This is a genomic window from Robiginitalea sediminis, assembly GCF_002198115.1.
Lineage (GTDB): Bacteria > Bacteroidota > Bacteroidia > Flavobacteriales > Flavobacteriaceae > Robiginitalea > Robiginitalea sediminis.
Window position 1 is genome coordinate 1 of the sequence record NZ_NGNR01000006.1, and the last position, 21887, is coordinate 21887.

The following is a 21887-nucleotide window of genomic DNA, read 5'->3' on the forward strand; positions in this document are numbered from 1 at the left end:
TATTCCTTGACGGATGTTGTTTGTACTTACCAAGTCCCCTACCCCGCTAAAGGTAGAGGCTTGCTGTCTGTCAATATGTCAATGACCTTCCGGTAAACCCAGGACCTAAGCCCTCTCGTTACCTCACTCCCATATCCTCTCGGCCTGAAAGCGGCTGCAAATATATGATGGTTTTTTAGAAATCCCACCAAAAAAAACAGTAAAAATTTTTGACTTTTTTTCGGTCCAGAACCTAATCCGCTTAGAATTAGAATTTTGACCAAAGGTTCCTCAAAAAAAGGACATGGAAGATACAAAAAAATTTAAGTTCCGGCAATTATTCTGTCTTCTTTTTGGCTTTATTCCACCGGTTGGTCAGGGTGGCATAGTCAAAGTCAAGGGCCGATTTCTGGGGTTCTAACTGGCCGGCCGCAAAGGCCCGCTGCAGGATGTCCTCAATAAGGTAGTCCTCGTGGATATCGGCCGGGTGGAATTCCTCCTTGATGCTGATGTCGAACATCCGCGCTGTGGTCTGGTACCAAAACGCCCGCCAACCACTACGCAGTTCACGCACCAGTTCGAATGCGGTAATCCCCGTTTGCCTGTAGATGAGTTTTACCAGGATCTGCCCTTCGGTACGCGTGAGTTTTTTGAGTTCGGCCGAAAACTCCTCTTCAATATACCGCTGCACCACCTTGGTATAACGCCTGCGTTTCCCTTTGGATTTAATTTGTTCCAGCCTGCTGTTCAGTTCGGTTAAACGTTCGGAGGCCAGCTTGGCATACGGATATACTTTAAGGGTTTTGCGCCTGAGGATATAATACCGGAGTTTGTCCTGGTAAGAATCGAACTTGAGTTCCCCGAAAATATAGACCTGGTCCAATTCAATGGAACTGCGGAAAATGGAGTCGCCCTCCAGGATAATCATCTTCTCCTGGGTGGAATCCAGGGGCTGTTCCGGCACCTGCGCGGTAAGGGGGGCAGTCAGGCCCAGCCCGAATAGCATCAACAGATCAAACCTTTTCATCGGTTATGGTTTGGGGGCCTTCAAAAGTAGGTATATTGGCGAGCATGTGGTATTAAATAAGTGTGAAAATGGCTAATTTTGACCTAAACCTTTTTGAAATGAAAACCGATCAGATCCTCGATTCCAAAGCCCTGGAATTCTTTGAAGCCTACCTGAACAATGCCTCGCCTACCGGGCACGAATGGGAAGGCCAGAAACTCTGGATGTCTTACCTGAAGCCTTATGTGGACACCTTTATTACTGATACCTACGGCACAGCGGTAGGCGTAATCAACCCGGACGCCCCTTACAAGGTGGTCATCGAAGGGCACTCCGACGAGATTTCCTGGTATGTGAATTACATCACGGACAACGGACTGATCTATGTTATCCGCAACGGCGGGAGCGACCATCAGATTGCCCCTTCCAAGTGGGTGAACATCCATACGGAAAACGGGATTGTAAAAGGGGTGTTTGGCTGGCCGGCCATCCACACCAGGGACCGGGCCAAGGAGGAACCCCCGAAACTCGAGAATATCTTTATAGACATTGGCGCCAAAGACAAGGAAGAAGTGGAGAAGATGGGGGTCCACGTGGGCTGTGTCATCACCTACCCGGACAGTTTTCAGGTCCTAAATGGAGATAAATTTGTCTGCCGGGCCATCGACAACCGGGCCGGCGGCTTTATGATTGCCCAGGTAGCCCGCCTGCTTCATGAAAACAAGAAGAAATTGCCATTCGGATTGTACGTGACCAACTCGGTTCAGGAGGAAATCGGGCTACGGGGTGCGGAGATGATTACCAACCGCCTTAAGCCCAATGCCGCCATCATTACCGATGTCTGCCACGACACTACCACCCCCATGATCGAAAAGAAAAAGGAAGGGCATATCGAGATCGGCAAGGGGCCTGTTGTTTCCTACGCCCCGGCGGTGCAGCACAAGTTGCGGGATAGGATCCTGAAGGCCGCAAAAGAATCGGAAATCCCTTTCCAGAGGCTGGCCGCCTCCCGGATGACCGGGACGGATACAGACGCCTTTGCCTACAGCAATGGCGGTGTTGCCTCTGCCCTGATTTCCCTGCCGCTGCGCTACATGCATACCACCGTGGAAATGGTGCACAAGGAGGACGTAGCCAACGTTATACGGCTGATCTACGAAACCCTGCTCCGCATTGAGCCCGGGGAGTCTTTCAGTTATTTCGACTAAGTACTATGGAGGAGCGCATCGATATCTGGGATGAGCACGGCCGGCCTACCGGACGGACCGCCCTGAAATCGGAGGCGCACCAAAACGGGTGGTACCACCCAACCGTACATATCTGGTTCTACAGTCCCCGGGGGGAAATCCTCTTACAGAAAAGGGGGGACGATAAAGACACCTACCCGGGGCTGTGGGACGTTTCGGTAGCCGGTCACATCGGGGCCGGAGAATCCACCCACAGTGCAGCCCTCAGGGAAATCCAGGAAGAAATAGGCCTGGAGGTGCCTTTGGAACTCCTGCAATCTGTATTTGTGGATAAGGCCAGCCACCGGCACCCCAACGGGATTCTGGATAATGAGTTCCGCCACGTATACCTGTGCCCCTTACAAACGACCGTTAGCAAGCTTATTCCACAACAATCCGAAGTTTCGGAACTAAAGCTCCTGCCGCTGTTGCAATTTGCTGAAGAAACCTGGGGGCTGGCCCGGCCTGGGGTATACGTTCCGCACGGGGCCGATTATTACGGGAGGGTTGTCCGGGAGGTACGGTTACGCCTGTAGGCGGTCGGCAAAGGTGGTCCAGGCATTCAGGGCGTACTGATGCTGCTCCCCGCTGCGCATGTCCTTTACCATGAACTGCCCTGCCTTTAACTCCTCCTCCCCAATAGAAACTACAAAAGGTACGCCCCGCTTGTCTGCGTACTTAAACTGCTTCTGCAATTTGGCCGGACTTGGATAGAGGTCGGCTTTGAGGCCCCTGGACCGTAGCTGCATCACCAGACGCAGGGCCGCCCGGGCCTCCGCATCTCCGAAATTCACGCAGAAAACATCGAGGGATCGCTCCAGGGTTTCCGGGAAAAGCCCAAGCTGCTCCAGGACCAGGTAAATCCGGTCCAGGCCAAAGGAAATCCCAACCCCGCTCATATCTTTCAGCCCGAAGATGCTGGTGAGGTCGTCGTACCGGCCTCCACCTCCAATGGACCCCATCTGCACCCCTTCCGGTGCAGCTACCTCAAAAATGGCACCGGTATAATAATTAAGCCCGCGGGCCAGGGTAATATCCAGGGCAACAGCCGCTGCCGAAAGGCCCAGTTCATGGGTTTGTTCAAACAGGGCTTCAAGCTCCGCAACGCCTTCCAGCCCCACCTGGGATTCCGAAAGCAACGTCCTGAGGGCGCCGAGTTTTTCCGCAGGACTCCCAGACAGCTCAAACAAGGGGGCCGCCCGCTCTATGGAGCCGCGGGAGATCCCCCGGCCTTCCATCTCCTGTTCCACTTTTTCACGCCCGATCTTGTCCAGCTTGTCCAGGGCCACGGTAAACTCGGTGAGTTTTTCCCCCGCACCAATAACTTCCGCGATGCCGGAAAGGATCTTGCGGTGGTTGATTTTGATGGTAACCCCATGGAGTCCCAGGCTGTGGAACGCCTGATCGTAGAGCTGGACAAACTCCAGTTCCTGGACCAGCCCGCTGGCCCCCACCACGTCGGCATCACATTGGTAGAATTCGCGGAAGCGCCCTCTTTGCGGACGGTCTGCCCGCCATACAGGCTGTACCTGATAGCGCTTAAAGGGGAATTCAATCTCGTTCTGGTGCATCACCACATACCGGGCAAAGGGAACCGTCAGGTCGTAGCGCAGGGCCTTTTCGCTTATTTGTGGTGCCAATCCGCCGGCGTCCCGGGCATCGAGCAAGGCCGGATCTGCCTTGGAGAGGAAATCCCCGGAATTGAGCACCTTAAAAATCAACCGGTCCCCTTCCTCTCCATACTTCCCCATAAGGGTGTCGGTATTCTCCATGGCCGGCGTCTCTATGGGCTGGAAGCCAAAGCGCTCGAATTGTTCCCGGATCCGGGATATTATGTAATTCCTGCGCGCTACCTCTACAGGAGAAAAATCGCGGGTGCCTTTAGGGATGGAGGGTTTCTGGGCCATAGTGGGAAATCGTACTGCAAATATAAGGGTAGCGATCAGAATTCAATAACCTCCTCGAACCAGCGGTACAACTCCCCTTTGGTAATGACGGCGCCCTTCTCGATCAGCTCGAATTTATCCTTGTTGGGGTCGTCGGAATAGGCCTTGGAGGCGGTCAGGTATTCCACGTAATCCGATTGCCAGTTTATCCGAAACCACTCGAACCCTTCGCGGGTGGACAGGTCTATGGCCGGGTTGGCCACCTTTACGGAAATAAGTTTCATCTCCTTGGGGGGGAGGTAAAACAAATGCATCTGGGCAGGCCCGATATTCTCGAGGTATTCCACCCGCCCCAGCACGCCTTCCCATACCAGGTCGCTGAAAATGTCCAGCTCTTCCTCCGCTACGTGAGGTTTGTTGGTTTTGATCTCGTCCCACTCGGCCGCAGTAATGGACTGGGTGGCGAGGAAATTGATAAACTCCTGGTGGAGTTCCTCAAGCTGTTCTTTGGATAGCCTTCTGTACTTCATCCCTTTGCGTTTAAATAAAAAAATCCACCCTGCCAGGCAAGGTGGATTTCTATGTACCTGTTACAGGTCTCAGGCTTTTTCCGGAACCACTTCGAACCCGAAGTTCACCACCACCTCGCGGTGCAGGCGGATTTCGGCCTCATAGGGGCCGGCGCGCTTGATGGCGCCTCCTTTGATGCTGATATACTTCTTGTCGATTTCGTGGCCTTCCTTATCCAGGGCAGCAGCCAGGTCGATGTTGGTTACAGATCCGAAGAGCTTGTCTCCTTCTCCAACTTTGGCGGCGATTTTCACCTCAAGAGCCTTCAGGGCTTCTGCGGTTTTCTGGGCCGCATCCACGACTTGCTTCTCCTTGTGCGCCTTTTGCCTGAGGTTCTCAGCCAGTACCTTCTTCGCGGAAGGGGTAGCCAGGATGGCTTTCCCCTGGGGAATCAGGTAATTGCGTCCGTAACCGTTTTTAACTGTTACCACGTCGTCTTTGAACCCGAGGTTCTCAACGTCTTGTTTTAAGATCAATTCCATGCTTCCTTCCGATTATTTTAACAAATCTCCTACGTACGGCATAAGGGCCAGGTGGCGGGCCCGCTTAATAGCCTGGGCCGCCTTGCGCTGATATTTCAGTGAGGTACCGGTAAGCCTGCGGGGAAGGATCTTGCCCTGCTCGTTTACCAGCTTCATCAGAAAATCCGGGTCTTTGTAATCGATATACTTGATTCCGGATTTCTTGAAGCGGCAGTACTTCTTCTGTTTCGCCGTTTCGATATTCAGAGGGGTCAGATACCGGATCTCCCCGTCTTTCTTTCCTTTTGCCTGTTGTTGTAATGTGGCCATACCCTTTACGCTTTAGCTTTTAATTTGGTTCTGCGTTTCTCCGCCCATGCGATGGCGTGTTTGTCCAACTTCACGGTCAGGAAGCGCATGATGCGCTCGTCGCGTTTGAACTCCTGCTCGTAGGGGGCGATGACTTCGCCCGGGGCAGTAAATTCGAACAGATGGTAGAATCCGCTCTTTTTGTTCTGAATGGGATACGCCAGCTTCTTAAGCCCCCAGTCTTCTTTGGAGACCATCTTGGCACCATTCTTGGTCAAGAAATTTTCAAATTTCTTAACTGTTTCCTCTACCTGGGTGTCAGATAGAACGGGATTTAAAATGAAAACAGTTTCGTAATGGTTCATAAAATGAATGTTTAAAAAGGTGGGCAAAAGTAAGAAAACTTAAACGCATTCACAAGAAATCCAAAAAAACTTCGTTATAGCCTTAGAAATGCAAAAAGCAGGCTTAACCTAAACCCAAATCAAGTTATGCACAATCATTGCCAACCACACAGGATTGCATGCGATGTTTACAACTTTAGTTGTAATTCATCGGTAGTTTTGTGTACTTTGTCGATGATTTAACCCCACAAATCAACCCACTTATGAAACTCAGAAGTATTGTGGTTGATGATTCATCAATGCAGCGTATGGCGGTTGCGAAATTGGTGAATAATCATCCCAACCTTGCCCTGGTTGCCGAGTACAGCAATGCGATCGAAGCAAAAAATGGCATCAAAAACAATGAAATTGACCTGATTTTCCTCGATGTGGAAATGCCCATCATCAACGGATTCGACCTACTGGAATCCCTGGAAAATCCCCCGCAGGTAATCCTGATTACCGGAAAACCTGACTATGCCCTTAAGGCATTCGATTACGACGTTACCGATTACCTGCACAAACCCATTACGATGGCCCGTTTCGACGCCTCCGTAAAGCGTGCGGTAACCAAGTTCGAGCAACTCCACAAGGTAAATGAAGACGAGGAGCACATCTTCGTGAAAAGCAACCTGAAAAAGCGCAAGGTATTCCTCAACGAGATCAAATGGATCGAGGCTCTGGGGGATTATATCAAGCTGGTAACGGACGAAGCCAACATCGTGATCCTTAGCACTATGAAGGCTTTCGAACAGCAACTTCCCGCCGATAAATTCCTGCGCATTCACAAGTCCTACATTGTGAACCTGGAGAAGATCGAAAAGTTCAATAGCAAAAATGTGGAAGTGGGCGGACGTTCCATCCCGCTGAGCCGGAACAAGAAAACCGAGCTGGCCGAGGCATTGAGCAACGTTTAATCAGATATAGTCTACGTTATAGATTACACGAATACTCCTGTACTGGGAAATAGCATCGAAAGACCTGTGGATTCTTTTGATGCTATTTTTCGTTTGTGACAGGGGCTGGCCCTGTGCAATCTTGAGCAGGATATTCATATGGTACTGGTTGCGGATCCGGGCTACCGGTGGGAATTCAGGACCCAGGACGGCCTGCCCGAACTGCTGGCGCATGGCTTTGGCAAACCACCCCGCCCCTTCGCTTACCCGGTTGTAGTCCTTGTGCCGGAAGGTGATCTTGATGATACGTACCACGGGCGGGTATCGGAACTGCTCCCGTTCATACACCTGCTCCTTATACATCTCCTTGTAATCGCCCGTAGATACTTGTTTTAAAATCTGGTGGTAAGGGTTGTAGGTCTGGATCAGTACCCGACCCCGCTCCCGGGTCCGGCCCGAACGCCCGGCCACCTGGGTCAGGAGCTGGAAGCACCGTTCGTGCGCCCGGAAATGGGGGAAATGCAGCAGGGTGTCCGCATTCATAATCCCAACCAGGGCTACGTTCCTGAAATCCAAGCCTTTTGTCAGCATCTGCGTCCCTACCAGGATGTCCGTTTCCCGGGCTTCAAAGGCGCCGATGATTTTCTGGTATCCGTATTTCCCACGGGTCGTATCCAGGTCCATGCGGTCTACCCGGGCCTCCGGGAATAGTTCCTTGAGTTCCGCCTCTACCTGCTCCGTTCCAAAACCTTTGGTGTCCAGGGTGGTATTGCCACAGGCATCGCACTGGGGCTCCAGGGCCCTGTGGTATCCGCAATAATGGCACCGCAGCTCCCCCCGGTACTTATGGAAGGTAAGGCTCACATCGCAATTGGGGCATTGAGGGGCATGCCCGCAGGACTGGCACTCTACTATAGGGGCATACCCACGGCGGTTCTGGAAGAGGATGACCTGCTGCCGGGCTGCCAGCACTTCCCCGATGGCTTCATGCAAGGGCTCGGAAAACCGCCCTTTCATTTTCTTCTTACGGAACTGCTCGGAAAGGTCCACCAACTGGATATCGGGCAAAAGGACATCTCCATAGCGCCGGTCCATGCGGGCCAGGGCATATTTTCCGCGCCGGACATTGTACATGCTTTCAATACTGGGGGTGGCAGACCCCAGCAAAACATCTGCCCCGTGGAAGCCCGCCAGTACGATAGCTGTATCCCTACCATGATATCTCGGCGCCGGATCGAATTGTTTATAGGTGTTCTCGTGCTCCTCGTCTACCAAAATCAGCCCCAGGTCTGCGAAGGGCAGGAAAAGGGAGGAACGCGCCCCGAGGACAACAGCTGCTTTCTCGGTACCCGCCTGAACATGATACCAAAGCTCGGCGCGCTCCATTATATTGAGCCGGGAGTGGAATACCACCACCCGAGTACCAAAAACGCGTTGCAAGCGCCGGATAAGTTGTTCGGTAATGGCAATTTCTGGCACCAGGTAAAGCACCTGCCGGCCGGCACTGATAACCTCCTCAATGAGCCGGATATACACCTCGGTCTTTCCCGAAGAGGTAACCCCATGCAACAGGACGGGCTTTCCCGATTCGAAGCCTGTATGGATGGCTGTTAGCGCCTGCTCCTGGTGTGAGCTGAGTACAGGTAAACGGCTGTCCGGCGCCTCCTCCCCTACGGCTACCCGGTCTTCCTCCAGGTGGTACTCCTCCAGGACGTCCTTGTCTATAAGGGCCTTTAAGGCGGCCCGCGATGCCCCGGCCTTCTCTTCGAGGACCTTGCTTCGCACGGGCTTCCCGGCCCCCTCTTGTAACTGGAACAATTGCAGGATTATGGCGGATTGTCGGGGTGCCCGGGAAAGGGTTTCCAGCAAGGCCTCCAATGCGGCTTCCCCCCGGAATACCTCGCGCAACCGGATGTACCGGGCGGTTTTAGGGTTGTATTTTTCCTGTAGGCGCTCCTGCAGGCGGATCTGCCCCTTTGCCAGCATGCCGTGTAAGAGGGGGAGTACATTTTTGCGGTCTACTATATCGCTGATTTCCTGGACGGAAAGTACAGGTTGGTGCTCCAGGGCCTCTGCCACCAGGTATTCGGCGTCTGTAGCCTCCTCGGGGGAAGGGTTGAAATCCGGCCCCTTCAGCACCCGTGTTTCACTTTCCAGCAGGAACCCGGAAGGCACCGCGGTGCGGAACACCTCCCCCAGGGTACACATATAGTACTCCGCCACCCATTGCCAATGCCGGAGCTGCACAGCGCTTACCAGGGGTTCCGTATCCAGAACCCGGTATACGGGCTTGGGGTCGTACGCTTGTGGACGTTCCCCATGGAGGCGGATGGCCAGGCCCGTGTAAAGCTTGGATTTGCCAAAAGGCACGGCAACCCGGGTTCCCGTTACTACCTCACCCATCATCTCCTCCGGAAGGATATAGGTAAAATTCCGTTCCAGGGGGATGGGCAACAAAACTTCCACAAAGGTATCCATGGGCCGGAAGGGTTTATTCTTTGCCGATTTGCTTCCTGAGGTAGGTCAGGGTTGCATTTAATTCAAACCCCAAAAGGAGGATGTTGGCATTAAGCCAGATATATACCATGAGGATCAGCAGGCCGCTGAGGGCCCCGTACAATTCATTGTAGCGGGCAAAACTGTCGATATAGATCCCGAACAGATAGGAGGTCAGGATAATAAGCAGAGTGGTCATCAGGGCCCCGTAGGAAAAGAACTTGGCCTTTTTGCCCTCTGCCGTCCCGAAATAGTACAGGATGGCAGTGGTGAAATAGGTGAGCAGGATAAAGAAGAGCACCTTGCCCACCTGCACCCCTAAAATCTCCCCCTCGTCCAGGACCACCCCGCTGGTGCGGGCGGTAAAGTCTGTGAGATATCCCAGGATGTAGAATTCGAAATACACATAGGCCACGGCGCCAAGGATGAGTAACAGGGAGAGGATAAGCCCTACCATAAGGGCATAGGCGTACTGCTTGAAAAAATTCCGGGTCAGTTCTATATGGTAGCTGTTTTCGAACCCCCCGAAGATGGCATTAACGCCATTGGCCATCAGCAGGATGGAAATCAAAAAGGAGGAGGACAGCCAACCGCCCCTTTTCTGTTCCCGGATTTGCTGATAAACCTCGGTAAAATAATCGCCCGTGGAAGCCGGCAGGAAGGATTCGAGGAAGCTGAGGAACTGCACATCGAAATTACTGTCGCCCACGCTGGCGTACGGGATCAGGAACGGGATCAGGGTTATCAGGAAAATCAGGAGAGGGAAAATGGCCATAAAGAGACTAAAGGAAATCGCACTGGCCCGGGTGGAGAGGGCGCCCTGGATAATCCCCTTGACATACATGGCCACCAGGTCGTAAAGGGAAAGGCCTTCGAATGCGGTAAGCTGGATCCTCCTGAGCAGCGCAATCACCTCGCGGACAACCGGAACCCGGGTCAGGCGTTCTTCCAGAGTACCCCCCATCTAAAGCGCTTTTAAACTTAGGTCCAGGTTGTGGACCGAGTGGGTAAGGGCACCAGAGGAAATATAGTCCACCCCGCATTCGGCATAGGCGCGGAGGGTTTTTTCATTGATCCCCCCTGAGGATTCGGATTGGCAACGCCCGCCGATCAGGGCCACGGCCTCCCGGGTATCCTGGTAATTGAAGTTGTCGAGCAAAATACGGTGGATCCCGGGAGATTGAAGGATTTCACGCACTTCGTCCAGGTTACGGGCCTCCACAATGATCTTGAGGTCCCGCCCGGTTTGCTGGAGATAGTCCCGGGTTTTCCGGATAGCGCCGGTAATCCCCCCGGCAAAGTCGATGTGGTTGTCCTTGAGCATGATCATATCGTAGAGGGCAAACCGGTGGTTCTCCCCTCCCCCAATCCGCACGGCCCATTTCTCGAGGGCGCGAATACCCGGAGTGGTCTTGCGGGTATCCAGGATCCGTGCCCCGGTCCCTTCCAACAGCTTTACATAGCGGGCTGTTTTGGTGGCTATGGCGCTCATCCGTTGCATAGCATTGAGTACCAGGCGTTCTGCCTGTAGGATACTGCGGGAAGCCCCCATGACCCGGAAGGCCACGTCCCCGTGCGATACAGGCGTCCCATCCGGCAGCACCACTTCCATCTCCAGGCCAGGATCTACCTGGGCGAAAACCTGTTGGGCGAAAGCTACCCCAGCCAGGATGCCGGTATCTTTTATGAGCAATTGTGCGGCTCCTTGGGCACTTGCAGGAATGCAGGCCAGGGAACTATGGTCCCCGTCCCCTATATCTTCGCGGAGGGAAGTATCGATAATCCGGTCGATTTCCTTTTGGAATTGCTCGGCTGAAATCATGGCGTGGCTTTGGCTTACTAAAGTAGTAAAATGTTCGGTGAAAGCCGGTGGCGTAAGCCCATTTTCAGGTCTGGCCCCAAAGGTGTACCTTGGCGGTTGTGAAACTGGTATTGCTCGCTGTTGGCCCCACAGACAAGGGGGCACTCTCCGACCTCGTTGCGGATTTTTCCCAGCGGATTTCCCGCTATATCCCTTTCGAAATAAAGTGTATCCCGGATATCCGAAACCGGGGGCAGGCAGACCCCCAGGCCCTGAAACAAAAAGAAGCCGAACAGCTCCTGAAGCACCTGGATGAGCGGGACATGATCCTGCTGCTGGATGAAACCGGCAAAACCTTTACCTCCCGCCAGTTTGCTGCCTACCTGCAGAAATGCATGAATGCAGGCCCGAAGCGTGTGGTGTTGGTGATAGGCGGGGCCTATGGCATTGGGGAGCCGCTTCGCCAGCGTGCGGCAGGCAGCGTAAGCCTCTCCAAAATGACCTTTAACCACCAGGTGGTCCGGCTCATGGCTGTCGAGCAATTATACCGGGGGTTATCCATCCTCAGAGGGGATCCGTACCACAACGATTAGGGAAATAAGGGTGTTGAAAGGCCGGAGGCATCCGTAGGACATGTGCGGGAAGATTAAGGGAACTGCAAGGAAGTTTCAGGGTCAGCGCCGATTTTTGTAGCGGGTGGGCGGGTGGGTCCCTAAGGCAGAAACACCTCCCGAAACCCCAAAACAACCCTCAAACCACACGATCTAACCAAACCCTAATCAGGTAAGGCCTGGCAGCCCCAAAAGCAACTACTCACAAAAGAGGACTCAAGGCGATTAATACAGCACCCGGAACTTGATGGTGTGATCTATTTCCTTGAGCGCCTTAATTACCTTTTTGTTGTAATCCTTGTCCAGGTCCGTAATCACGTAACCCACCTCCGGATCTGTGGAGAGGTACTGCCCCGTAATGTTCATATCGAAGGAGGCCAGTACCTGGTTGATATGGGCCATTATACCCGGGACGTTCTTGTGGATGTGGAGAAACCGGTGGGCGTTGCGCTGCTTGGGCAGGCGGATATTGGGGAAATTCACGGCATCTACTGTGTTCCCGGAATTGATGTAATCCATGATCTTATTGGGGACAAAATCCGCAATATCCCGCTGGGCCTCTTCGGTGCTACCCCCAATGTGCGGGGTGAGGATGACGTTTTCCAGGCCGGCCAGCTCCGTATGGTAAGCGCCGTTGCTGCTGGGCTCTTCCGGGTATACGTCAATCGCCGCACCGGCGAGTTTACGGCTTTTCAGGGCTTCCACCAGTGCAGGGATGTCTACCACAAAGCCGCGGGAGAGGTTTATGAGGTACGCCCCTTCCCGCATCTGGCCAATTTCGCGTGCCCCGATAAAGTTGCGGTTTGCCGGGTTGTCGTCCACATGGAGGGTTACCACATCGGACACATTGAGCAAATCCTCCAGGGCGTCGCACTTTACGGCATTGCCCAGGGCCAGTTGCTCATCTACGTCGTAGTAATACACCCGCATCCCCATGGCCTCGGCCAGCACGGACAACTGCTTCCCGATATTACCGTACCCGACAATCCCCAGGTTTTTACCCCGGATCTCCCGGGAATTAGCGGCCGTTTTATTCCATTGCCCGCCATGAATTTCCGTGCTGCGGGGGAAAATACTCCGCATCAGGACAATGATCTCCCCAATGGCGAGTTCCACCACGGAGCGCGTATTGCTGTACGGGGCATTGAACACAACCACACCTTTGTTTTTGGCGTATTCCAGGTCTATCTGCGTGGTACCGATACAAAAAGCCCCCACCACCAGGAGTTTGTTCGCCGCGTCCAGAACCTTCCGGGTTACCTGGGTTTTGGAGCGTATCCCCAGCACATGCACGCCTTTTATCTTTTCTATCAGCTCCTCTTCGGACAGGCTGTGTTTGATCAGTTCTACCGTAAAGCCATCTTCGGTGAGGTTCTCAAAGGCGGCCGGGTGTACGTTTTCCAACAACAAGATCTTAATCCGGTTCTTGGGGTAAGACAGGTTTCTGGGTAAATCGTTCACAAATAAAAATTCATCGAGGTTAGGCGCCACGTGGTCTGCATGTCGCGTGGCCTTGGCGCGGTGTACATTTTCGGTGTAGGCGAAAAACTTATGGGCGATGCCCGCCTCCCGCATCACATAGTCGCTGTAGCCATCGCCTATGACCTGCACCTCCCCTTCCAGGTTCAGTGCGCGCAGGCAGTCTATTTTTCCGTTATGGGCGGCCAGGTAGTTCTCGGTATCGAAGCCGATGATGTTCCCCTCCGCATCGAATTCGAAGGTATTGGCATAGACCCGGTCTTCCGGAATGTTGTACTCCGACACTATGGGCACGATAAATTCCTTGAACCCGGCTGAAATCACATAAATATCGTCGGCATAAGTGGCGAAGAATTCCCGGTTGGAGGTGATGGATTTGGAGATTTTCTGACGCAGGGCACCAATTAGTGGCTCCAGGTCATTTCGGTGGGCTCCGAGGAGGCGGATGCGGCGCTCCAGGGATTCGGTAAATGAAATATCCCCATCTATCCCGAGGTTGGTGATTTCCTGAATCTCACGGATAATCTGCTCCCGGTCTTCCCGGTCTCCCAGGGTTATCTCTGCCAGGACATCCAGGGCTTCTACCTGTGTCAGGGTGCTGTCAAAATCGAAGACGAATTTCCGGCTCACGGTCTGGCTGTTTTCAGGGGGTGAAGATAATCAGAAAAACCATCTTGCGGTAGTGGTGCCGCCCAAAATCGGGCTGGTGTTACAAAGCCGTCCGGCATTGTTACAGTCCCAACCCAACCCCCCGGAAAGGATTCCCCCCGGATAGCGTGTATCAGTTCAAACCCGTCACTATAAGGCCGGCACCAATGGCCATACCAAAACTGAGAAGGGTGCCAATGAGGATATACTCCGTCCATTTTCGGTTGTTGCTCTCCCTCAGGTCATTGAACCGGAAAACCGACTTGGCGGCAATCAGTAGTCCAATGGCTTCCCACCGGTCCAGCAGAATAAAAAGGAACACCAGCAACCGTTCCAAAATCCCGATAAACATACCCGCGCCGGGCAGGGAGGTATGGTCGAGGGAAATCTGGCGGGAAAGTCCTTCGAGGAGTTTGGCATTGATGATGGCAGCCGGGTAGGTCACGAAAAGCAATCCCGTAACGACGCGCCAGTCGAGTCCTTCGAAAAACCCTTGAACATAGTCCCATGTTCCCGGCCAGGTAGCGACAACCACCAACACGGCAAGATGGGCTGCCTGGTCCCACAGGAAAGGCAACAGCGGATTGGATTCGCGTTTAACCGCGTAGAGTTTCACCAGGTCTATCAGACCGTGGGAAAGTGCTATTGCCAGGGCAGGCTTCCAGGCCTGTACATCCCAGAGCAGCAGCATAACCAGGCCAAAATGGATGGCCGTATGGAGGTAGAAAAACCAGGATGCCGCCTTTTTGGCTTGTTTGTGAACCAGCCAGCGGGTGGGCTGCAGCAGGAAATCTCCCAGCAGGTGTGCCAGCAACAACTTTACGAACATGCCTCCAGGTATTTGAGGTAATCCTTCCGGTAGTACTCCAGCAATTCGAGAATTAGGTCCAGGCGGGCCCGGGACATGCGCTGGCTTACCGCAGATTGCCTGATTCCCAAACCTTCTGCCAACTCTTTTTGGGACGCCTCCGGGGCATCCAGGGCCAGGGCAACAATCTCCGCGGAGACCTGGCTCCATTGATCCATAATATGCAGCGCAAATTTCAGCAGCAGGTTCAGGCTGCGGTCTGCCATATGGCAATGGCTGGCCACCTGCATCCGGAGTTTTTGTTCTCTTAAGGTCCCGAAAACACGGCCGGAATAGTGATAGGCCGGCCCATTGGATTCCGCAATTCGGTCTGCCCGGTATTCCTCCTCGCCCAGCCCCAGGCCAATGCGCACATCCATCCCGGGCCAGGATCTTACAAGTGCTTTCAGAGCAATGGCCTTTTCCAGTGCTATGGGATAGGGCAGGCGGACCTGGAATTCATCCCCGCGGTATATTTCCCAATCGGCAGGTTCCTGGCCTAAACCGGAAAGGAACCGCTTCAATTGCGGCATCCACTGTGTTACTGGCTGTGCCGAGGAATGAATCAGGTCTGCTGTGAGAACGGCTATCAAAATATTATCTTTTTAGCTTATTTTTTATATTATTATTAAATATACTTATATATCGGTAAATAAGCAAATTTAAAACCACCGCCGTACCGCCTTACAATACTGCCGGTACTTCTCCCCGAAACGACTCCCAAGAACCCGCTCTTCCGGGATGATCTGAAATCGGTTCATATAACTGACAAACAACCCCGCTGTTACCGCATTAAAAGCATTGCCCAAATACAACCCCCAGGCCAGCAGGACCAGGAGTAGCGCCAGGTACATAGGGTTGCGACTAAAGCGGTAGAGCCCCCCGGTTACCAGTGCCCGGGCTTCCCCGGGCCTATGGGGGTTAACGGAGGTCTTGCGCCATAGAAACTGCACCAGGGCCCACCCCCCTACAATCAATCCGGCCGCCCCAAGGACACGCTGGAGCCAAATCCGGCCGAAAAAGTCGAACTCCCCCGCAGGGAGTAACCGGGCCAGGGCATACATCACGGCCGCAAAGCCGAGGAATACCAAGGCAGGCGGGATTTTCAATTCCAGGTTTTGGCCGGCAGACATACCTCAAATGTACTATTTTTGGGGTTCCGATAAACCCAGGGCAGTCACCATGGAAAAAGAACTGGTATTTGCGACGCACAACCCCCATAAATTTGAAGAGGTACAGCAAATGATGCCGAAAGGACTCCGGTTGCTGTCCCTTTCGGACATCGGATGTACGGAAGAGATCCCGGAAACCGAGCAAACCCTGGAGGGAAATGCCCGCCTGAAGGCCCAGCACGTGCGCCAGCGTTATGGCTATGACTGCATTGCCGACGATACGGGGCTGGAAGTGGATGCTCTGAACGGGGCACCGGGGGTGTATTCCGCCAGATACGCCGGCCCAGGAGCCGATGCCCAGGCCAACACCGCAAAGCTACTGCAGGCCCTTTCCGGCAATGCCCGCAGAAATGCCCGCTTCAGGACCGTAATCGTCCTGACCGAAGGCAGTGCCTTTCGCTATTTCGAAGGCGTGGCCGAAGGTGAAATCCTGGAAGCCCCCAGGGGACATGGTGGGTTCGGATATGATCCCGTATTCCGGCCCTCGGGATACTCCTGCAGCTTTGCAGAACTTACCCCGGAGGAGAAAAATGCCATCAGCCACCGGGGCAAGGCCTTCCGCGCCCTGCAGGATTATATGGCCAGGTATTAGTCCGGGCGATTTCCCCGGGAACCCGCGGCGGAACACCTGTAAAAAAAGGACGTTATGTCGAATATTAGCGGTATCTTTGCCCGAGAATTTCCATCGCCCATCCCCGCACCCTGAAACGATCAGGTAGCCGAAGCGCGGTTGATCCACCACACCACATGTCTACATTTACCGACTTGGGGCTTAGTGCCCCCGTTTTGAAAGCCATAGCAGCGCTGGGCTTCGAACACCCAACTGAAATACAGCAAAAAGCCATCCCTCAACTCCTCAGCGGCGATTCCGACCTGGTAGCCCTGGCCCAGACCGGGACCGGAAAAACGGCCGCCTTCGGGCTGCCCCTGTTGGAACGAATAGCCCCGGAATCCCGTACTACCCAGGCCATTATCCTGGCTCCAACCCGGGAACTCTGCCTGCAAATCACAACTGAAATGCAGTCCTACGCCCGCTATCTGAAAGGCGTTTCCATAGTGGCCGTTTACGGTGGCGCTTCGATTCAGGAACAGGCACGTGCCCTGAAGCGCGGGGCCCAGGTTGTAGTTGCAACCCCCGGCCGTATCAAGGACATGATTTCCAGGGGTCTGGCCGATGTCTCCCGGGTGGAATACTGTGTATTGGATGAAGCCGATGAGATGCTTAATATGGGTTTTTACGAAGACCTGACCGATATCCTGTCGCATACCCCGGCAGATAAATCCACCTGGCTGTTTTCCGCCACCATGCCCGATGCGGTCGCGCGGATAGCCCGGGATTTTATGCACCACCCCTCCGAGGTAACCGTGGGGGGGCGTAATGAATCTACGGCCACGGTACGCCATGAATACTATGTGGTTGGCGGCCGTGAGCGGTATGCTGCCCTTAAGCGGTTGGCCGATGCCAACCCCGGGTTGTTTTCCGTCATTTTCTGCCGCACCAAACGGGATGCCCAAAAAGTAGCTGAGAAACTCATCGAAGACGGGTATAATGCCGGTGCCCTGCATGGCGATCTTAGTCAGAACCAACGGGACCTGGTTATGGGTGCCTTCCGCAAACGCCAGCTGCAGTTGCTGGTGGCCACGGATGTGGCCGCCCGGGGAATCGATGTGGACGATGTGACCCACGTAATCCACTACCAGCTCCCGGACGAAACGGAGACCTATACCCACCGCAGTGGCAGAACCGGAAGGGCCGGAAAATCCGGGATTTCCCTGATTATCCTCACCCGATCCGAACGCGGCCGCATCCGCGCCCTGGAGCGCATCACCGGAAGGCCTTTCGAAGAAAAACCACTTCCCTCCGGGATGGAAATCTGCGAAATACAGCTCTACCACCTGGCCGATTCCATCCGCAATACCGAAATCCACCCGGAAGTCAAGACCTTCCTCCCGGCCGTTAAGGACTTGCTGGAAGGCCTGGATCGGGATGCCCTTATTGCCAAAATGGTCTCCGTGGAATTCAGCCGGTTTGCCGAATTCTACGCCCGCAACGAGGACCCAAAGGGAAGTACCGAAGGCCAGAGGGGCGAAACGCCGCTACCTCACGGCGGGCAGGCGCGGTTCTTTATCAATGTGGGAGAACGCGACGGCCTGGACTGGATGATCCTCAAGGATATGCTCAAGGAAGCTACCGGCCTGGGCAAGGAGGATATCTTTAAAGTGGAAACCAAAGACAGCTTTTCTTTCTTCAGTACGGAAGCCGATGTCGCCCCGCTCATCCTGGAAAGCCTGAAGGGCGCCCATCTGGAAGGCAGGGCCATCAAGGTGGAACTCACAGACGGACCGCCTCCGGGAAAAGGGGGCAAAAAACCCTGGAAAAAAGGCGGAAAAAAAACCTACGGCAAAAAGGGGAAACCCTATAGCAAAGGCCCGGGTGCAAAAGGAAAAAAGCGCAAAAAAACCACTGGTAAGCGGTAGTTAATGCCGTCCTAAAATTTGGCAAAGACCCGGTTTTTTTACGTTCTTAGCGGGGACAATCCAAATGGTTCTATGAGGAAAGTTGCGGTCTTATCCATGCTTGTTCTGCTCTGTTTCTGGCAGGGGAATGCGCAGGATTCCTCCGGTGAAGTCTTTTCGGCTGTAGTGGTCAATGCCCAGACCCAGCGCCCCATGGAAAGCGTGCATGTTATCAACCTGAACCAGGTGGTGGGTACTATTACCAACCCCGAGGGGCAGTTCTCCATCCGGGCTGCTGTTAACGACACCCTTTATTTTTCCTACCTGGGTTTTAAATCCCAGAAAATCCGGGTAACCAACGACATGTTCCGATTCTCGGATACCAAAATTGCCCTTACCGAACTGGCCTATGCCCTGGAAGAGGTTATTGTGCGGCCCTACCAGCTTACCGGATATCTGGAAATAGATGTACGCAACCTCCCGATCAATACGGCCTACCAATACAGCATTTCAGGGCTCCCGGTGAGCTATGAGGCAGGCAGTAAAAACCCCGGGGCGGTAACCAAGGTGCTTGGGGCCATCTTAAACCCCGCAGACCTGCTGCGCAACCTCTTCGGAAAACAGCCCAACCAGATGCGAAAACTGCGTCAGATTAAGGAAGACGACCGTATCCGGGACCTGCTGGCTTCCAAGTTCGATCGGGAAACCCTTACCGAATTGCTTCAATTGGAGAAAGTGGACATCGAGGATATCCTGACCAACTGCAACTATTCCCGCTCCTTTATCCAGACTGCCAACGATTTACAAATCCTCGATGCCCTTAGCAGCTGCTACGAGGAATTCAAAGTGCTCAATCGGCAAAATTAGTTTTGTATTTGCGGCGCGTTTTATAGTTTTAAGCATAAAACCTGCCGAATGAAATATATCCTCCCGCTGCTCACCCTCTTTTTGTTTTGCCAATGCAGGGAAACCCCTCCCAGCGAGGGTCCGGTGGCCGCCAATGAGCCGCAAGTAGAAACCCTCCAGGCGGCAGACAGCGTCCTCTTTCTGTGGGAGGCTGCCAATGTCTACTTCCTGCTAACCGACCGGTTCAACAACGGGGATACGGAAAACGACCTGCAGTTTGACCGCAGCAACCCCACAGGCCCGCTTCGCGGATTTATGGGGGGAGATCTGGCAGGGATTACGCAAAAAATAGAATCCGGCTACTTTACGGATCTGGGTGTAAACGCCATCTGGTTCACCCCTGTGGTGGAACAGATTCACGGGGATACTGACGAAGGCACGGGAAACACCTACGGTTACCACGGCTACTGGGCTAAGGACTGGACCGCCCTGGACCCGAATTTCGGGACCCGGGAAGAACTCGAAACCCTGGTTGCAGCAGCCCACCAGCGCGGCATCCGCATCCTGATGGATGTAGTGCTCAACCACACGGGGCCGGTAACCGAAGAAGACCCGGCCTGGCCTGAGGACTGGGTGCGCCTGGAACCTACCTGCTCCTTCGAGTCTTACCAAACCACTACCGCATGTACCCTTGTGGATAACCTCCCGGATATCTTTACAGAGTCGGATACCCCGGTAGAACTTCCGGATGCTTTGCTCGCCAAGTGGAAGAATGAAGGCAGGCTAAGCGGTGAACTGGACGAACTTCAGGGCTTTTTTGAACGGACCGGTTACCCCAGGGCGCCCCGCTATTACATCATCAAATGGCTTACCGATTACGTCAATGATCTGGGCATAGATGGTTTCAGGGTAGATACGGCCAAGCACGCCGATGAAAAGGCTTGGGCGGAACTCTATGAGCAGGCGGCCTACGCCTTCGATACCTGGAAGAAACGCAACCCGGAACGGGTACTGGACAACCAGCCTTTCTTTATGGTTGGGGAGGTCTACAATTACGGCATTTCCGGGGGGCGCAGTTTCGATTTCGGGGATCGGAAGGTAGACTACTTCGACTATGGCTTCAAGAGCCTGATCAACTTTGAACTCAAAACAGATGCGGCCCTTCCGTACGAACAGATTTTCCGCAAATACAACCGGTTACTGCACTCAGACCTCAATGGCAAAAGTGTGATGAACTACCTCAGCTCCCACGACGACGGCAGTCCTTTCGACCCGGAGCGTGCCCAGCCCTACCGGGCCGCCAATGTCCTGTTGCTGACCCCGGGGGCATCGCAGATTTACTATGGGGATGAAACCTCCCGCCCCCTGGTTTTCGAAGGCGCGGTAGGGGATGCCAACTTAAGAACTTTTATGAACTGGGAGGAACTGGATAGCCTGCAAGCCAATCAGGAGGTACTGGCCCACTGGCAGAAGCTCGGACAATTCCGAAACAGGCACCCTGCGATCGGGGCCGGCAAACACCGGCGGTTAAGCGCCTCGCCTTATGTCTTCAGCCGGACGTATACCGATGGGGACTACAGGGATAAGGTGGTCGTCGGGCTAGACCTGCCCATTGGTGCCAAATCCCTAAGGGTACAAGGGTTCTTCGGAGACGGCACCACCTTGGTAGACACCTATTCAGGCACAGAAGCCGTAGTTAAAAACGGAAGGGTTGCCCTGGATACCCCCTTCGACACCGCCCTTCTGGAAGCCAAGGAATAATCCCGACAAGTAATGGTCGCCCATCAGGCGGGTATACCCATGGGGAGCCCCCTGAACAAGTGCTTATTTTTGGGAATACAGGGCAAGGCGGTTGCCCTCGGTATCGGTAAAGAGGGCCATATAGCCCATCCCTTCTGCAATGAGTTTTTTGGGTTGGAGGATTTCGCCCCCGGCACCGGGAATGCGGTCCAGTTGCTCCTGCAGGTCCGTACAGCTGAAATAGAGTACAGGCCCCTTTTCGCGGTCCGGATAATAAAACCCCTCGTGCTTTACCAGGGATCCGGCTGCCCCGGGTTTGCCCTGGGCTGAGGGGAACCAGCCCATTTCCAGCTGGTTCATCCTGTGCACCTGAATCTCAATCCCGAAAACGCGTTCATAAAAGGACCTGGCACGGGCCATATCCGTGACCGGTATCTCAAACCAGCCCACCATATTGGTTTCCATAGCCATACCTATTTTTCCTGCTCCAGGATTTCCTTTAAAGACGCGAGACCTTCCTCAAAATCCTTACCCACCATTTTGTCCATATTCATAAACAGCATAAAAAAGCGCATGGGGAAGCCGTTTTTACCTGCAAAACCCCAGCGCACCTCACTCCCCGAGCCCGAGGGTGCTACTTCTATAAAGGCATCGGAGGTAGATTTCCAGGGTTTTAAAAACCGCAGCTGGGTTTCGATTCGCTTTCCGGGTTCTATTCGGGTGATCTCCTGTTCCCCGGAGCCTACTTCCTTATTGCCTTCCCAGGCACTTACCGCACCCACTTCCCCGTCGGTTCCACGGAATTCCTGTTTCATATCGGGGTCGCGTTTCCCCCAGGGAGACCAGGCGTCCTGGTTTTTTAATAAACGTAGGTATTGGAAGACCTCAGCGGGTTGGCGGTTAATTTCGATGCTGCGCGAAACCTCATAGCGCGAAGGCGCCAGCACATAGAGCAGGAGCAGCAGGAGCAGTATTCCAGCCAGCACATACAGGGTGGTCATCATGGTTCTGGTTGTTTTAGTGGTTGCTTAACCTGTTGAGGTACACAGGTTCAGCTTTCTGAAGATACGAAAA

At 53.9% G+C, this 21887-nt stretch carries 23 protein-coding genes; 8 read left to right on the top strand and 15 right to left on the bottom strand.

All coding sequences use genetic code 11. The features are described 5' to 3' along the window. Positions 1 to 316 precede the first annotated feature (316 nt). Positions 317 to 1006: a DUF4294 domain-containing protein gene (locus CA832_RS14510; RefSeq protein WP_088342371.1), complete on the bottom strand. Its 690-nt coding sequence runs from the start codon at positions 1004 to 1006 to the stop codon at positions 317 to 319. Between the two features lie 98 nt (positions 1007 to 1104). Here CA832_RS14510 and CA832_RS14515 point away from each other — a divergent pair, with 98 nt between their 5' ends. Together CA832_RS14515 and CA832_RS14520 are read left to right on the top strand one after the other, a co-directional pair. After that, complete coding sequence (locus CA832_RS14515; protein ID WP_088342372.1) at positions 1105 to 2193, top strand: M42 family metallopeptidase; 1089 nt, start codon at positions 1105 to 1107, stop codon at positions 2191 to 2193. A gap of 5 nt (positions 2194 to 2198) precedes the next feature. Continuing rightward, positions 2199 to 2747 (top strand): NUDIX hydrolase, encoded by a 549-nt coding sequence (locus CA832_RS14520; protein WP_088342373.1) that lies wholly within the window; start codon positions 2199 to 2201, stop codon positions 2745 to 2747. Here the strand turns inward: CA832_RS14520 and hisS are convergent. From hisS to rpsF, 5 genes are all read right to left on the bottom strand, one after another. After that, positions 2736 to 4118 (bottom strand): histidine--tRNA ligase, encoded by a 1383-nt coding sequence (hisS, locus tag CA832_RS14525; RefSeq protein WP_088342374.1) that lies wholly within the window; start codon positions 4116 to 4118, stop codon positions 2736 to 2738. The genes CA832_RS14520 and hisS overlap by 12 nt on opposite strands. 35 nt (positions 4119 to 4153) lie before the next feature. Beyond that, positions 4154 to 4627, bottom strand: coding sequence for a DUF6495 family protein (locus CA832_RS14530; protein WP_088342375.1), 474 nt, complete (start codon positions 4625 to 4627; stop codon positions 4154 to 4156). Positions 4628 to 4696: 69 nt separating this feature from the next. Then, entirely contained in the window at positions 4697 to 5149 is a 453-nt protein-coding gene (rplI, locus tag CA832_RS14535; protein WP_088342376.1) for a 50S ribosomal protein L9, read from the bottom strand. 12 nt (positions 5150 to 5161) lie between these two features. Beyond that, on the bottom strand, positions 5162 to 5458 hold the full coding sequence (rpsR, locus tag CA832_RS14540; RefSeq protein ID WP_088342377.1) for a 30S ribosomal protein S18: 297 nt from the start codon (positions 5456 to 5458) through the stop codon (positions 5162 to 5164). 5 nt (positions 5459 to 5463) lie between these two features. Next, complete coding sequence (gene rpsF / locus CA832_RS14545) at positions 5464 to 5802, bottom strand: 30S ribosomal protein S6 (RefSeq protein ID WP_088342378.1); 339 nt, start codon at positions 5800 to 5802, stop codon at positions 5464 to 5466. A gap of 242 nt (positions 5803 to 6044) precedes the next feature. Between rpsF and CA832_RS14550 the strand changes: the two genes are divergently transcribed. Beyond that, on the top strand, positions 6045 to 6737 hold the full coding sequence (locus CA832_RS14550) for a LytR/AlgR family response regulator transcription factor (protein ID WP_088342379.1): 693 nt from the start codon (positions 6045 to 6047) through the stop codon (positions 6735 to 6737). Here the strand turns inward: CA832_RS14550 and priA are convergent, their stop codons facing one another. The 3 genes from priA to nadC are packed head-to-tail and all read right to left on the bottom strand — an operon-like array spanning position 6738 to position 11034. After that, positions 6738 to 9194, bottom strand: coding sequence for a replication restart helicase PriA (gene priA / locus CA832_RS14555; protein WP_088342380.1), 2457 nt, complete (start codon positions 9192 to 9194; stop codon positions 6738 to 6740). 13 nt (positions 9195 to 9207) lie between these two features. Next, on the bottom strand, positions 9208 to 10176 hold the full coding sequence (locus CA832_RS14560; protein WP_088342381.1) for a YihY/virulence factor BrkB family protein: 969 nt from the start codon (positions 10174 to 10176) through the stop codon (positions 9208 to 9210). Next, positions 10177 to 11034: a carboxylating nicotinate-nucleotide diphosphorylase gene (gene nadC / locus CA832_RS14565; RefSeq protein WP_088342382.1), complete on the bottom strand. Its 858-nt coding sequence runs from the start codon at positions 11032 to 11034 to the stop codon at positions 10177 to 10179. A 98-nt stretch (positions 11035 to 11132) separates the two neighbouring features. On the opposite strand from nadC, the gene CA832_RS14570 reads away from it, so the two are divergent. Beyond that, a complete protein-coding gene (locus tag CA832_RS14570) occupies positions 11133 to 11606 on the top strand; it encodes a 23S rRNA (pseudouridine(1915)-N(3))-methyltransferase RlmH (RefSeq protein ID WP_088342422.1) in 474 nt (157 codons plus the stop codon). Positions 11607 to 11849: 243 nt separating this feature from the next. On the opposite strand, the gene serA is transcribed toward CA832_RS14570, so the two are convergent. From serA to CA832_RS14590, 4 genes are all read right to left on the bottom strand, one after another. Beyond that, a complete protein-coding gene (gene serA, locus CA832_RS14575) occupies positions 11850 to 13733 on the bottom strand; it encodes a phosphoglycerate dehydrogenase (protein ID WP_088342383.1) in 1884 nt (627 codons plus the stop codon). A 151-nt stretch (positions 13734 to 13884) separates the two neighbouring features. Then, the gene (locus CA832_RS14580; protein WP_088342384.1) at positions 13885 to 14580 is read right to left on the bottom strand and encodes a DUF3307 domain-containing protein; all 696 of its coding nucleotides are present in this window, start codon (positions 14578 to 14580) and stop codon (positions 13885 to 13887) included. Next, positions 14571 to 15191 (bottom strand): hypothetical protein, encoded by a 621-nt coding sequence (locus CA832_RS14585; RefSeq protein ID WP_088342385.1) that lies wholly within the window; start codon positions 15189 to 15191, stop codon positions 14571 to 14573. The genes CA832_RS14580 and CA832_RS14585 overlap by 10 nt, the downstream gene beginning before the upstream one ends. A 69-nt stretch (positions 15192 to 15260) precedes the next feature. Further along, positions 15261 to 15731, bottom strand: coding sequence for a methyltransferase family protein (locus tag CA832_RS14590; protein WP_233131866.1), 471 nt, complete (start codon positions 15729 to 15731; stop codon positions 15261 to 15263). 49 nt (positions 15732 to 15780) lie between these two features. Between CA832_RS14590 and CA832_RS14595 the strand changes: the two genes are divergently transcribed. From CA832_RS14595 to CA832_RS14610, 4 genes are all read left to right on the top strand, one after another. Next, positions 15781 to 16362: a non-canonical purine NTP diphosphatase gene (locus tag CA832_RS14595; protein ID WP_088342424.1), complete on the top strand. Its 582-nt coding sequence runs from the start codon at positions 15781 to 15783 to the stop codon at positions 16360 to 16362. A 155-nt stretch (positions 16363 to 16517) separates the two neighbouring features. After that, complete coding sequence (locus tag CA832_RS14600; protein WP_088342386.1) at positions 16518 to 18248, top strand: DEAD/DEAH box helicase; 1731 nt, start codon at positions 16518 to 16520, stop codon at positions 18246 to 18248. A 72-nt stretch (positions 18249 to 18320) separates the two neighbouring features. Then, complete coding sequence (locus CA832_RS14605; RefSeq protein WP_088342387.1) at positions 18321 to 19094, top strand: carboxypeptidase-like regulatory domain-containing protein; 774 nt, start codon at positions 18321 to 18323, stop codon at positions 19092 to 19094. A 48-nt stretch (positions 19095 to 19142) separates the two neighbouring features. Then, positions 19143 to 20834 carry an alpha-amylase family glycosyl hydrolase gene (locus CA832_RS14610; RefSeq protein ID WP_088342388.1) on the top strand — a complete coding sequence of 564 codons (1692 nt, stop codon included), beginning with the start codon at positions 19143 to 19145 and terminating at the stop codon, positions 20832 to 20834. A gap of 63 nt (positions 20835 to 20897) precedes the next feature. Here CA832_RS14610 and CA832_RS14615 read toward each other — a convergent pair whose 3' ends face one another. Together CA832_RS14615 and CA832_RS14620 are read right to left on the bottom strand one after the other, a co-directional pair. Further along, positions 20898 to 21278 (bottom strand): VOC family protein, encoded by a 381-nt coding sequence (locus tag CA832_RS14615; protein ID WP_088342425.1) that lies wholly within the window; start codon positions 21276 to 21278, stop codon positions 20898 to 20900. An 8-nt stretch (positions 21279 to 21286) separates the two neighbouring features. Then, a complete protein-coding gene (locus tag CA832_RS14620; RefSeq protein WP_317042292.1) occupies positions 21287 to 21817 on the bottom strand; it encodes an SRPBCC family protein in 531 nt (176 codons plus the stop codon). Positions 21818 to 21887 lie beyond the last annotated feature (70 nt).